The following is a 12,294-nucleotide window of genomic DNA, read 5'->3' on the forward strand; positions in this document are numbered from 1 at the left end:
GCCTCCATTCGTCGGTTGCGCCCGCGCATGTCCATGCCCGGGCCCGCGCCGCCGGCCGTGACCGGCGCCGCACCACAGACACTAATGAATATGATTTTCATTCCGCAAGAGCTGCCGGACCGTCCATCGGGTGATCCGGGTAACAGACCGGCCAGCCGCCCTCGGGATCACGCCCCACCCGCCCCACCACACCCAGCACATCCGCCAGCAGCCCCGGCGTCACCACCTCCCCCGGCGGCCCGTCCGCCGCCACCACCCCCCTGCGCAGCGCCACGATCCGGTCCGCGAACCGGGCCGCGTGGCCGAGGTCGTGAAGGACCATCACCACGGTCAGCCCGCGCTCGGCGCGCAGCCGTACCACCGTGCGCATCACCTCCAGCTGGTGCCGCAGATCCAGATAGGTGGTGGGCTCGTCCAGGAGCAGGACGCGGGTGTCCTGGGCGAGGGCCAGGGCGAGGCGCACCCGCTGGCGCTCACCGCCCGAGAGCGCGTCCACCGGCCGGTCCGCCCAGCCGGCCACCCCGACATCCGCCATGGCCCGCAGGGTCACCCCGTCGTCGGCGTCCCGGAGCATCCCGAGCGGCCCCCGGACCGCGTACCGCCCCTGGCGCACCAGCTGGCGCACCGTCATCCCCGGCACGGCGGGCGCGGACTGGTGCAGCAGCGCCACCCGGCGGGCCGCCGCCCGGCGGCTGAGGCCCGCGAGGTCGTCCCCGTCGAGCAGAATCCGGCCGGCGCGCGGACGCAGCAGCCCGGAACAGAGCCGGAGCAGGGTGCTCTTGCCGCAGCCGTTGAGGCCGACGAGAGCGACCAGCTCCCCCGGCGCCACGCTCAGCCCGACCCCGTCGAGCACCGTACGGCCGGGGTAGCCGAAGCTCACCCCCTCCACCTGGATCATGTCTCCTCCTTCACGGAGCGGCGGGCCACCACCAGGAGCAGCACCGCGCCCACACAGGTCGTCAGCGCGCCGGTCGGCACGCTCAGCCGGTCGGTCTCCAGCGCCTCGGCGAGCAGCCGGGAGGCCGCCTGCGACACGGCGTCGGCGCCGCCGACCACGGCGGCCCCGAGCAGCGCCGCGCCCGGCAGCGCGACGCGCAGCTCCGCGCCGAGGAGGGCGAACGCGAGATGGGGCACGAGCAGACCGACGAAGCCCAGCGCCCCCACGCTCGCGACCGCCCCGGCCGTCAGCGCGACCGCGCACACCAGGGCGCCGGCCCGGGCCCGTCCGGTGCGCAGTCCGGCCGCCGCCGCCTGGTCGTCGCCGCAGCGCAGCAGGGTCAGCGGCGCGGCGAGCGCCAGCGACAGCAGGGACCAGCAGGCGGCCCAGGGCCACAGCAGCTCCCAGTGCGCCCACACCCGGCCCTCGGTGGAGCCGACCAGCCACTGCACCACGCTGCCGAGTTCGCCGGGGGCGACCAGCAGCACCATCGCGGTGAGCCCGGAGAGCACCGCCGAGGCCAGTACCCCGTGGACGGCGGTACGGACGGGGTCGGCGCTCTCCCGGCCCGCGAGCAGCCAGAGCAGGCCCGCCCCCGCGAACCCGCCGGCGCAGGCGGCGGCCACCACGGCGGCCGGGGAGTGCCAGCCCGCGATGCCGAGCCCGGTGGCGGCGACCGCGCCGAGCACCGCGCCGGGGGTGACCCCGGTGACCTCGGGCCCGGCGAGCGGATTGCGCAGCGCGGACTGGAGGACGGTCCCGGCCAGGCCGAGGCTCGCGCCCGCGACCAGGGCCACCAGGGTTCTGGGGAGCCTCAGCCGGAGGACGACATGGCGGGCGAGCGGGTCGCCGCCGCCCGTCAGCACCTCCCACACCTGGGCGGCGCCGAGCGCCCGCCCGGCCACGAGTCCGGCACAGCCGACGAGGACGACGACGGCGGCGAGGGCGACGAGCAGGGCGGGTGCGGGGAGCCGCCGTGCCCCGCGCCCGTCCCCCGGCGCGGCGACGGCCCGGGACGGGCGCGGCATCACCGCTCCCTCCCCCGGGCCGACTTGAGCAGGACCACCCCGGCGGGGACCCCCAGCAGCGCGGTCCAGGCGCCCACCGGGGTCTCCACGGGGGCGAGCGCCAGCCGCGCGGGCAGGTCGGCGAGGGCCACGACCAGCGCTCCCCACGCCGCCGACCAGGGCAGCAGCCGTACCGCTTCCGCGCCCGGCCGCAGCCGGCGGGCCAGTTGGGGGGCGAGGAAGCCGACCCAGGCGACCGGTCCGCAGACGGCGACGACCGGGGCGATGAGGACGACGGAGACGGCGAGCGCGGCGAGCCGGGCATGGCGCACCCGTACCCCCAGCGCCCGCGCGTCGTCGTCGCCGAGCCGCAGCACGGACAGGACCGGAGCGCAGAGCACCAGCGCGGGTCCGGCGACGGCGAGCCAGGGCCAGAGCCCGGTCACATCGGGCCAGGTCCTGGCGGAGAGACTGCCCAGCAGATAGCGGTAGATCAGCTGGAGATCGAGCTGATCGGCGAGGACCATCAGCACCAGCAGCGCGGACTGGAGGGCCGCCGCGACGGCGGCCCCGGTGAGCAGCACGGCGGAGGGGCTGCGTCCGAACCCGGCCGCGAGCAGGGTGAGCACACCGCCGGCCGCCGCGCCCGCGATCGCGAGGAACGGCTGCGCGGCGAGTGGCACGGGGACGGCGAGGACCAGCGGCGCGGCGACGCCGAGCGCCGCGCCGGAGGAGACTCCGAGCATCTCGGGGACGGCGAGCGGATTGCGCAGCGCCTCCTGGAGGACGAGCCCGGCCGCGCCCAGGGCGGCGCCCGCGATGAGCGCCAGCACCAGGCGCGGGAGCCGCAGTTCGGTGACGACGATCTCGCCGGCCAGCCCGGTGAGCGGCACCCGGGGTGTGCCCAGGGCGAGCCCGGCGAAGGCCGCCGCCAGGAGCAGGCAGAACACCGCGAGGGAGCGGCTCACTTCAGCCTGGCCGTCGCCTCGTCGAGCACGATCCCGAGCGAGCGCGTGCCGCGCCCCTTCGCCCAGACCTCGGCGTCGACCTCGTGCACCCTGCCGTCGCGGACCGCGGGGATCTTGGACCAGAGCGGGTTCCGTGCGAGCTTCCGCGACAGCTTGCCGTCCGCCGGGCCGCCGAAGGAGAGGGTCTCCACGAAGAGGACATCGACGTCCCGGGCGAGGATCTCCTCCATGCTGTAGGAGCCCTCGACGCCCCGGCTCCTCCAGGGGTAGTGGGAGATCTCGGGGAAGAGTCCGGCGGCCACGTCGTTGCCCGGGGTGGCGACGCCGAAGTTCTCGTCGCTGCCGAAGATGATCAGACTGGTGGCGTCGGACGCGCCGGTCTCGGCCCGGGCGAGCTTCTGCCGGAAGGTCCGCTCGGCAGCCTCGCCCCGGGCGGTCCGGCCGGTCAGCGCGGCGAGGTCGCGCAGATACTCCACGCTCTCCCGCCAGTCGCCGGGCTGTACGGGCCAGAAGACCGTGGCGCCCTCCAGCGCGGGGGCGAGCCGTCCGTGGGTGTCCTTCAGTCCGATGACGAGATCGGGCCGGTGGGAGAGGATCGCCTCGGCCTCCGGGCTGAGGAATCCCCCGGGGACCTCGGGGATCTGGCCGGCTTTCTCCTTGCCGAGGAATTTCGGGTGGGCGAGGAGCGCCGAGTTGGTGGCGGCCGGGGTGATGCCCAGTTCGGCCAGCATGTCGTCGCAGAGGGCGACCAGGCAGACGATGCGGCGGGGCGGTCGCGGGGTGGTGACGGTGGTGCCCCTGGTGTCGGTGATGGTGCGGGCCGCGGTAATGGGTTCCACCCGTATATCCGTTTTTTCGCCCTTTTCCCCCTTACCCCCTCCGGTCGCTCCGGTCGTTCCGGAGGTGCCGCATCCGGCCAACAGGGTTCCCATCACCGCGGCGGCGGCCCAGCGGCGGACGGTCATCAGTGCTCTGCGTGACATCGCTTCTCTCACTCCCGGCGAACGGACAACGAGGCCACATGATAATCATTACCAATAACGTTTCCGTCCCCCGCGCCCCTCCGGAGGAGCTGCCATGCCGGCCGAACCCGCACCGACGACCACCGGGCCCCGACTCCTCGTCGCCGACCAAGTGGCCGGAAACATCAGGGTGTTGAGCCTTCCGGACGGACGGGAGACCGGCCGGGTCGAGGGCCGCCATCTCGCCGAGCACGCCGGATTCCTGGCGCTGCCCGGCGGGCTCACCGCCCTGGTGGACGACCTCGCGGGCGAGCTGGTCGTCCTCGACGCCCACGGGCCCGAGCGCGGCGCGCCGCTGGTACGGGCGGCCGTGCCGGTGGCGGCACCGGCCGAGCACCTGGCCGCCGATCCGTCCGGGCGGCTGCTCGCGGTCACCACCGGGCTCGGGCTGAACAGCGAGGCCTGGAGCGATCTGCTGACCGTGGTGGACCTCGCGGCACCGGGCCGGCCCCGGGCGGTACGGGTGCGGACCCGCCGGGGCGAGCCCGGGGTGACCATCCTGGGGGCGGAGGGGACCAAGGGGGACGCGCTGGTGGTGCTGCGGCACCGCGAGCCCGGGTCGCTCACCGCGTACCGTCACGCCGGTCTGCTGGCCGCCGCGCCCTCGTGTCCGCCCGCGACCCCCGTCCACGAACTGCCGCTGCCGGACCACGACGGCCACGGCGACGCCTGCGATCCGCGCACCGGCCGGGTCTTCGCGGCGGCCGGCTCCGGGGTGCACCGCGCGCGCCGCTCCGGGCCGGCGCTGGTGGCGGAGGAGCCGCTGCCGTGGGGCGGGCCCGGGCGCGGGTACTACCTCCGGCTCGACCCGGTGCGGCGGATGCTCTGGTCCTGTGTGCGGGGCGGCCCGGCCGAGCCGGGGCGGTGGCCGGAGTGGACCAACGACGCCTGGTGGCACCGGCTGGACCCGTGCGGCGCCGAAGACCCCACCGGACGGCTGCCGCTCGGCCCGGGACTGGTGTTCCGGCTGGCGGTCACCGCGCGCGGGGTCGCCTTCGCCCGGGTGCACCCGGACGGCGACGAGTTGATCCTCGTCTCGGCCGGCCCCGGCGAGGAGCCGCGCGTCACCGGGCGGCTGCCGCTGCCCGCGATGGAGGGGGCGCCGCGCGCGGGCGGCACACCCTGGGACGGGGTGCAGCGCCGGGCGGTCGCGGCCTCGCCCGGCGGGGACCTGGTGGCCGTCACCCGGGGCGGCCACGGGGAGATCCACCTGGTGGACGCCGCCCGGGCGCGGACGGTGACGACGCTGCGGGTGCCCACGCCGCTCCACGAGGGCGGGCACCTGGCGCTGATCGGCCCCGGGGACGGGGCCGAGCGCGACCCCGTCGGCCGATGAGAGATTGTGAAATATTTCACCCAACCCCTTGGCCGGGCGCACTGATCCATGCTGAGATGCGATCTACTCAACAGCTCAATGGCGTGCTCGGGGAGGGCATAGTGGCGCATACCGCCATGTCTGGTTCCGGAACCACCGCAGGTGACGACCCCCTCCAGACCGCGGTATGGCGGCTGCGTTCGCGCGGCTGTTGGACCGACGCGGCGGCCTTGCTCCATCCACACGCGGCGGTTCCCGCCGCGGCGCTGGAGCGGGCCGGGCTCCTGGTCGAACGCTGTCTGTTCACGGGGGACGGGTGGGCGGAGGCGGAGGACGCGCTGCGCACGGCGGAGGCCGTCGCGCGGGACGACGAGGAGCGGGGCGGGGCGGCCTCCGAGCGCGGGAGGCTGGCGTACGCGGCGACCCGGCTGGGGGTGCGGGACCGGGCCGACGAGGCCAGGTCGGCGCTCGGCCGGGCGGCGGCGCTGCTCGCGCCCGGGTCGCCGCGCCGGCCGCTGCTGGACTTCCGGCGGGGGCTGGTCGCGGAACACATCGCGGCCTCGCCGCAGGCGGCCCGGGTGGCGTACCGCCGGGCGCACGAGGGCGCGGCGGGGCAGGGGGACAGCCTGCTGCTCTCCTTCACCTGGCAGCACCTGGCGGGGCTGGCGCTCCAGGAGGGGGAGTTGGCGGAGGCGCGGAAGGGGTTCTCGGAGGCGCTGCGGATTCGGGTGGAGCTGGGGTATCTGATCGGGACGGCGCCGACGCTGGCGGCGCTGGCGGAGTGTGAGCCGGAGCCGGAGGCGGGGAGGCTTCGGGCGGAGGCGGGGAGGTTGTTCCGCCTGCTGGGCGGGGTCCCTGTCTGGCTGGCGGCCCAACTCTCCTTCCCCACCCAACCGGAACCGGCCGCCTGACCCCCCGCGCCTCAACCCCCGGCGAGGCTCGGCGATTCCAGCCCCCCGCTCCCCGCGCCACAGGAATCCCGCACAAATCCAGCCCGTCCGGGGGCACCTCCCAGAGGCAGCTCTGGGGGAGTTTGAGGACGGACCCCGCACCACAGGTAGCCCGCACAAACCCAGCCCGTCCGGGGGCACCTCCCAGAGGCAGCTCTGGGGGAGATTGAGGACGGACCCCGCACCACAGGACACCCGCATCCCGCGGGCCACCGTCGGGGGCCAGCCCCCGAACCCCCGCTCCTCAATCGCCGGAGGGGCTGGATTTCGTGCCTCGGCACGCCCGGAAGGGCTGGATGCATGTGCCCCCGACAGGGGCGGGTGGACGTGCCCACGGCAGGGGCGGGTGAACGTGGGCCCGGCAGAGGCAGGTGGACGTGGGCCCGGCAGGGGCGGGTGTGTGTCCCGGCGGGGCGGGATTGTCACGCGCATCCCACCACGGGGAGGTCAGGGGGAGGAGAGGGCGAAGTGGGTGTTCAGGAGGGGGTGAAGGGTGTGGGGGTCCGCCAGGGGGAGGGCCTCCAGGAGGGCCGTGTGTTCGGCCGCGTCGGCGATCAGTTCGGCGCGGTGCGGCCCCGGCGCCGCCATCAGCGGCCACTGCGACCGCCGATGCAGATCCGCCGCCACCGCCACCAACTGCTCATTCCCCGACAGCGCCAGCACCGCGCGGTGAAACGCCCGGTCCGCCTCCGCGTACCCCGCCCGATCCCCCTCCTTCGCCGCGGCCATCCCCGCCTCCGCCAGCGGCCGCAGCTCCCCCCAGCGCCCGGCCGGCACCGTGCGCGCCAGCCGCAGGATCACCGGCACCTCGATCAGCGCCCGCAGCTCCGCGAGTTCGGCCAGCTCCCGGTGGCTCCGCACCGCGACCCGGAACCCCCGGTTGGGCACGACCTCCACCGCCCCCTCGGCCGCCAGTTGCTGCATGGCCTCGCGGACCGGGGTCGCGGAGACCCCGAAGCGCTCCCCGAGCAGCGGGGCCGAGTACACCTCCCCCGGCGCCAGTTCCCCGTCCGCGAGGGCGTTCCGCAGGGCGTGGAGGATCTGGCCGCGCACCGAGTGCCGCCGCACCGTGTGGGAGAGCGGGCAGGGCGGCTCGCTGTGGGTGTGCTCGCCCCTCGCCTGCTCCGGCGGCCGGGGACGGGCGGAGGAGGCGGTGGCGGGGGCGGCGGCCGTACGCGGACGAGGGGAAGCCGCCGCCTCACGCGCTCGCGCCTGCTCCATCTCGGTTCCTCCTCCGGCCGGATGCCGGGCCCCGCCGGCCTGCCCCGGGCCCAGGGTGCACGATAGGCGGACTGAACCGCAGTTCAAACACCGACCCGACGGGGTAAGGTAAGGCTTACCTGCTAACGATCGCGATTCGGTGGGCCCTCATGACCCCTCGTCCCGCTCTGCTCCCGCTCCCCGCGTCCCCCGTCGCGGACGCGTACGCCCGTCTGACCCGGGCCTTCCCGAGGCTGTCCGTGCGCGAGCCGGCCCCCGGCGAACGGGCGCCCGAGGACGACGGCTGGGTGAGCGGGGCGGAACTGGCGTCCGGGGGACCCGCGCTCGACTCCTTTCTCGCCTGGGACGAGGCACAGGTGCTGCGGGACCACGGCCGCCCCGGCCGCCCCGATGTGGTCGCCGGCTTCGGTCTGCACCGCTACGCCTGGCCGGCCGCGCTGCTGATCACCGTCCCGTGGTTCCTGGACCGGCGGGTCCCCCGGCTGGCCCCGGGCCAGTTCTCCTTCCGGCGGGCGCACGGCCTCGCCGTCGTCCGGGTCACGGAGTTCGCCTGTCTGCCGGACGACCCGGCGGCGCACCTCCCCGGCGCCCGGCCCGTCGCGGACGAGCAGGCCCTGCGCGACGAGGTGCGCGTCTCGGTCGCCGCGCACATCGGACCGGTCCTGGAGGGCTTCGCGACCCGGATGCGGCGCGGCCGCAGGGCCCTGTGGGGCATGGTGACCGACGATCTCGTCGAAGGGCTCTGGCACATCGGGAACCTCCTCGGTGAGGAGGAGCGGGCCATCGCGGAGCTGGAGCGACTGCTGCCCCGGACCACCCGCCCGTACGTCGGGACCCCGGGCTTCCGGCATCTGACCGGGCCTCAGGGCGAGCTGATGCCCACCCGGGACCGCGTGAGCTGCTGCCTGTTCTATACACTGCGGCCCGACGACTCCTGTGTCACCTGCCCCCGTACCTGCGACACCACCCGTGTGACACGACTGCTGCCGAATGCCTGACCCCCGCCTCCGGGCAGGTGTCACACTCCGGATGTCATGCCACCCTTCCGGGTGATATAAATCGTACGCAACTCACTCTGCCCGTACGGCAGTTCGAGTAAAACCCATCTATCCGTATGCCGTATGGCCCCATTGGCGTTCTCTTGCCACAAAACCCCCTGGGATCGCCGGGACTTCGGTCAATATGGCGGCCGAAACGCCCTACCGCGATGCAGATGCAAGGGACACCAACATGAGAGACATATCGCTAACCTGGCTGCTCCCCGGCGGCGTCATGGTCGTGGGAGTCCTGGTCGCGGTCGCCGTACTCGCACGCGGCAAGAAAGCCGCCGCCAAGACGCAGCCCGAGGACACCTGGGAGCGCAGCGAGGACCGCCGCAGGCGCAAGGAAGCCATATACGGTACGGCGTCCTATGTACTCCTCTTCTGCTGTGCGGCCGTCGCCGCCGCGCTCTCCTTCCACGGCCTGGTCGGCTTCGGCCGGCAGAATCTGAATCTCTCCGGCGGCTGGGAGTATCTGGTCCCCTTCGGTCTCGACGGCGCCGCGATGTTCTGCTCGGTGCTCGCCGTGCGCGAGGCCAGCCACGGTGACGCGGCGCTCGGCTCCCGGCTGCTGGTGTGGACCTTCGCCGGTGCCGCCGCCTGGTTCAACTGGGTGCACGCGCCCCGGGGTCTGGACCACGCGGGTGCCCCGCACTTCTTCGCCGGTATGTCGCTCTCGGCCGCGGTCCTCTTCGACCGGGCGCTCAAGCAGACCCGCAGGGCCGCCCTGCGCGAGCAGGGCCTGGTGCCCCGCCCGCTGCCGCAGATCCGGGTGGTGCGCTGGCTGCGCGCTCCCCGCGAGACCTTCAACGCCTGGTCGCTGATGCTGCTGGAGAACGTCCGCACGCTGGACGAGGCGGTCGAGGAGGTCCGCGAGGACCGCCAGGCCAAGAAGGAGAGCCAGCTCCGCGCCCGGGACCAGGCCAAGCTGGAGCGGGCGCAGATAAAGGCGCTCAACCGCCAGCACCGCGCCTGGGGCCGGGGCCGTGTCCTGCGCGACCCGGAGCTGCCGGTTCTCGCCTCCGGCCAGGGCGGCGCGAGCCCCAGCCAGTCGGGGAGTTCCGCCCAGGCCCTGACGGAGGGCTCGAAACCTGTCGCGGAGCCTGCCATAGAAACCGGACAGCTGCCTCCTCCCCCTTCGCGGCGCTCTCTCCGGTCCGGCGCCTCGGCCCCCGCCGCTGAGCCGATCACCGTCGACCTCACCGCCGAGGACGACACCCAGACCCTTCCGCGCCTGGACTCCCTGGAGCGCAAACTGAAGGACCTGGAGCAGCAGTTCGGCTGAGCCGGCCCGGGCGCGTGGCCCGGAGGCAGCCGACCCACAGCGACACCCGAGGCCGGTCCGAGATCTATCGGACCGGCCTCCGGTGCAGCTCGAACCAGACGACCTTGCCGACGTTCTGCGTCCGTACGCCCCAGGAGTCGGCGAGGCTCTCCACCAGCACCAGACCTCGGCCGTGGACATCGAGGGCGTCGCGCCGCCTGTCGGGCGGGTCCGGCACCGGCAGCCCGGCCATGAAGTCGCGTACCTCCACCCGCAGGGTCGAGGAGGCCACCGTCGCGGTGACCACCGCCCCGTGCCCGGTGTGGATGAGCGCGTTGGTGACCAGCTCGCTCGCCAGCAGCTGGGCCACATCCGCCGTATCGGCGCCGTCCCACTGCCGCAGCAGCTCCCGGAGCAGGCGCCGGACCTCGGGGACGGACTTGAGATCGGCGCACCCCAGTCTGCGGAGCAGCGGTGCGCGGGCCCCCGCTCCGTTTCGGTGGCTCCCCTGTCCTTTGCCGCCGGCCCCTGCCTGACGCCCAGTCATCATCCCCACCCGCACATCGGAGCTCCACACGACTGACGCTGTGTGTCGAACACTTTCACGGAGAGCACTGCCCCCGGTGGCCTCGGCCCACGCCTCCCCCACGGCCAACCGGTGCCAGGAGCCGGGGGCGATTCGTACCGACTGCGGACACCGGCTACGCCCGATGCGGGAGACGGGTGTCGCCGGGACCGGGGCGGTCCGGGTCAGGGCCTGGGCACATTGCGGAGATTGGACCGGGCCATCTGCACCATCCGTCCCACCCCGCCGTTCAGCACGATCTTGCTGGCGGAGAGCGCGAAGCCGGAGACCATCTCGGCACTGATCTTCGGCGGGATGGAGAGCGCGTTCGGATCGGTCACCACGTCCACCAGCGCCGGGCCCTTGTGCCGGAAGGCGTCCCGGAGCGCGCCCGCGAGCTGCCTGGGCTTCTCCACCCGTACGCCATGGGCCCCGGCCGCCCGGGCGAGTGCCGCGAAGTCCGGGTTCACATTGGTCGTGCCGTACGAGGGGAGCCCGGCCACCAGCATCTCCAGCTCCACCATCGAGAGGGAGGAGTTGTTGAACAGCACCACCTTCACCGGAAGGTCGTACTGGACAAGGGTGAGGAAGTCTCCCATCATCATGGTGAATCCGCCGTCCCCGGACATCGACACGACCTGCCGGCCCCGGTCGGTGAACTGGGCCCCGATCGCCTGCGGCAGCGCGTTCGCCATCGAGCCGTGGCTGAACGATCCGATGATCCGGCGCCGGCCGTTCGGCGAGAGATAGCGCGCCGCCCAGACATTGCACATTCCCGTGTCGACGGTGAACACGGCATTGTCGTCGGCCAGCTCGTCCAGCACGGCGGCCACGTACTCGGGGTGGATCGGCACATGCTTCTCCACCTTGCGGGTGTATGCCTTGATCACCCCCTCCAGCGCGTCGGCGTGTTTCCTCAGCATCCGGTCGAGGAATGTGCGGTTCGTCTTGGCCCGCACCCGGGGAGTGACACAGCGCAGGGTCTCGCGCACATCCCCCCAGACCGCGAGGTCCAGTTTGGAGCGGCGGCCGAGATTCTCGGGTCTGATGTCGACCTGGACAATCTTCACGTCGTCGGGGAGAAAGGCGTTGTACGGAAAGTCCGTGCCCAGCAGGATCAGCAGATCGCACTCGTGCGTGGCCTCGTACGCCGCGCCGTATCCGAGCAGACCGCTCATGCCGACGTCGTACGGATTGTCGTACTGAATCCACTCCTTGCCGCGCAGCGCGTGGCCCACCGGGGATTTCACCCGCTCGGCGAATTCCATCACCTCGGCGTGCGCGCCCGCCGTGCCGCTGCCGCAGAAGAGGGTGATCCGGTCCGCTTCGTCGATCATCCGCACGAGCTTGTCGATCTCGGCGTCGCCGGGGCGCACCGTGGGGCGGGTGGTGACCAGGGCGTGTTCGATGGACTTCTCCGGGGCGGAGCGGGAGGCGATGTCGCCCGGGAGGGAGACCACGCTGACCCCGCTGCGGCCGATGGCGTGCTGGATGGCGCTCTGGAGGAGGCGGGGCATCTGCTGGGGGTTGGAGATCAGCTCGCTGTAGTGGGAGCACTCGCGGAAGAGCTGATCGGGGTGGGTCTCCTGGAAGTAGCCGAGGCCGATCTCGCTGGAGGGGATCTGGGAGGCGAGGGCGAGCACCGGGGCCATGGAGCGCTGGGCGTCGTAGAGGCCGTTGATGAGGTGGAGGTTGCCCGGTCCGCAGGAGCCCGCGCAGGCGGCGAGCTTCCCGGTGATCTGGGCCTCGGCCCCGGCGGCGAAGGCGGCGGTCTCCTCGTGCCGGACCTGGATCCAGTCGATGGCGGAGTTGCGCCGGATGGCGTCGACCACCGGGTTGAGGCTGTCGCCGACGACTCCGTACAGACGCTGGACGCCGGCCCGGACGAGGATGTCCACGAACTGTTCCGCGACGTTCTGTCTGGCCATGGGATGGGCACCCTCTCTGCGGCGTGACGGCCCTCGGGTCCATCAACCCACGGGTGGCGCCGCCCCGCCTCCCGGTC

General features: G+C 73.6%; 10 protein-coding genes and 1 pseudogene. 4 read left to right on the forward strand and 7 right to left on the reverse strand.

All coding sequences use genetic code 11. From position 1 onward, the window contains the following. Positions 1-81: 81 nt before the first annotated feature. The 4 genes and pseudogenes from ABT122_RS05205 to ABT122_RS05220 all read right to left on the reverse strand — a co-directional run bounded on the left by ABT122_RS05205 (position 82) and on the right by ABT122_RS05220 (position 3,877). Positions 82-898 (reverse strand): annotated as a pseudogene (locus ABT122_RS05205) (ABC transporter ATP-binding protein). Continuing rightward, positions 895-1,965, reverse strand: a complete 1,071-nt coding sequence (locus tag ABT122_RS05210; RefSeq protein ID WP_351545570.1) for a FecCD family ABC transporter permease — start codon at positions 1,963-1,965, stop codon at positions 895-897. Before ABT122_RS05210 ends, ABT122_RS05205 begins: the two are co-directional and overlap by 4 nt. Then, positions 1,965-2,912, reverse strand: a complete 948-nt coding sequence (locus tag ABT122_RS05215) for a FecCD family ABC transporter permease (protein ID WP_502976097.1) — start codon at positions 2,910-2,912, stop codon at positions 1,965-1,967. Before ABT122_RS05215 ends, ABT122_RS05210 begins: the two co-directional genes overlap by 1 nt. Continuing rightward, on the reverse strand, positions 2,909-3,877 hold the full coding sequence (locus ABT122_RS05220; RefSeq protein ID WP_502976101.1) for an ABC transporter substrate-binding protein: 969 nt from the start codon (positions 3,875-3,877) through the stop codon (positions 2,909-2,911). Before ABT122_RS05220 ends, ABT122_RS05215 begins: the two co-directional genes overlap by 4 nt. 112 nt (positions 3,878-3,989) lie before the next feature. Here ABT122_RS05220 and ABT122_RS05225 point away from each other — a divergent pair, with 112 nt between their 5' ends. Together ABT122_RS05225 and ABT122_RS05230 are read left to right on the forward strand one after the other, a co-directional pair. Next, complete coding sequence (locus tag ABT122_RS05225; protein WP_351545576.1) at positions 3,990-5,270, forward strand: hypothetical protein; 1,281 nt, start codon at positions 3,990-3,992, stop codon at positions 5,268-5,270. A 116-nt stretch (positions 5,271-5,386) separates the two neighbouring features. Beyond that, positions 5,387-6,160 carry a hypothetical protein gene (locus ABT122_RS05230; RefSeq protein ID WP_351545578.1) on the forward strand — a complete coding sequence of 258 codons (774 nt, stop codon included), beginning with the start codon at positions 5,387-5,389 and terminating at the stop codon, positions 6,158-6,160. Positions 6,161-6,646: 486 nt separating this feature from the next. Here the strand turns inward: ABT122_RS05230 and ABT122_RS05235 are convergent, their stop codons facing one another. After that, entirely contained in the window at positions 6,647-7,420 is a 774-nt protein-coding gene (locus ABT122_RS05235; protein ID WP_351545581.1) for a GntR family transcriptional regulator, read from the reverse strand. Positions 7,421-7,569: 149 nt separating this feature from the next. Here ABT122_RS05235 and ABT122_RS05240 point away from each other — a divergent pair, with 149 nt between their 5' ends. Next, the gene (locus tag ABT122_RS05240) at positions 7,570-8,418 is read left to right on the forward strand and encodes a (2Fe-2S)-binding protein (RefSeq protein ID WP_351545584.1); all 849 of its coding nucleotides are present in this window, start codon (positions 7,570-7,572) and stop codon (positions 8,416-8,418) included. Between the two features lie 232 nt (positions 8,419-8,650). Next, the gene (locus ABT122_RS05245; RefSeq protein WP_351545587.1) at positions 8,651-9,745 is read left to right on the forward strand and encodes a DUF2637 domain-containing protein; all 1,095 of its coding nucleotides are present in this window, start codon (positions 8,651-8,653) and stop codon (positions 9,743-9,745) included. Positions 9,746-9,809: 64 nt separating this feature from the next. Here the strand turns inward: ABT122_RS05245 and ABT122_RS05250 are convergent, their stop codons facing one another. After that, positions 9,810-10,271, reverse strand: a complete 462-nt coding sequence (locus ABT122_RS05250; protein ID WP_351545590.1) for an ATP-binding protein — start codon at positions 10,269-10,271, stop codon at positions 9,810-9,812. Between the two features lie 203 nt (positions 10,272-10,474). Further along, positions 10,475-12,217 (reverse strand): pyruvate dehydrogenase, encoded by a 1,743-nt coding sequence (locus ABT122_RS05255; protein ID WP_351545593.1) that lies wholly within the window; start codon positions 12,215-12,217, stop codon positions 10,475-10,477. Positions 12,218-12,294: the final 77 nt, after the last annotated feature.

Origin of the sequence: Streptomyces sp. NPDC001985 (genome assembly GCF_040296845.1) — a bacterium.
Lineage (GTDB): Bacteria > Actinomycetota > Actinomycetes > Streptomycetales > Streptomycetaceae > Streptomyces.

Coding starts and splice junctions, on each gene's coding strand:
- ABT122_RS05235 (WP_351545581.1), bottom strand. CDS start 7,420: ATGGAGCAGGCGCGAGCGCGTGAGGCGGCGGCTTCCCCTCGTCCGCGT.
- ABT122_RS05245 (WP_351545587.1), top strand. CDS start 8,651: ATGAGAGACATATCGCTAACCTGGCTGCTCCCCGGCGGCGTCATGGTC.
- ABT122_RS05225 (WP_351545576.1), top strand. CDS start 3,990: ATGCCGGCCGAACCCGCACCGACGACCACCGGGCCCCGACTCCTCGTC.
- ABT122_RS05255 (WP_351545593.1), bottom strand. CDS start 12,217: ATGGCCAGACAGAACGTCGCGGAACAGTTCGTGGACATCCTCGTCCGG.
- ABT122_RS05240 (WP_351545584.1), top strand. CDS start 7,570: ATGACCCCTCGTCCCGCTCTGCTCCCGCTCCCCGCGTCCCCCGTCGCG.
- ABT122_RS05250 (WP_351545590.1), bottom strand. CDS start 10,271: ATGACTGGGCGTCAGGCAGGGGCCGGCGGCAAAGGACAGGGGAGCCAC.
- ABT122_RS05230 (WP_351545578.1), top strand. CDS start 5,387: ATGTCTGGTTCCGGAACCACCGCAGGTGACGACCCCCTCCAGACCGCG.
- ABT122_RS05220 (WP_502976101.1), bottom strand. CDS start 3,877: ATGACCGTCCGCCGCTGGGCCGCCGCCGCGGTGATGGGAACCCTGTTG.
- ABT122_RS05210 (WP_351545570.1), bottom strand. CDS start 1,965: ATGCCGCGCCCGTCCCGGGCCGTCGCCGCGCCGGGGGACGGGCGCGGG.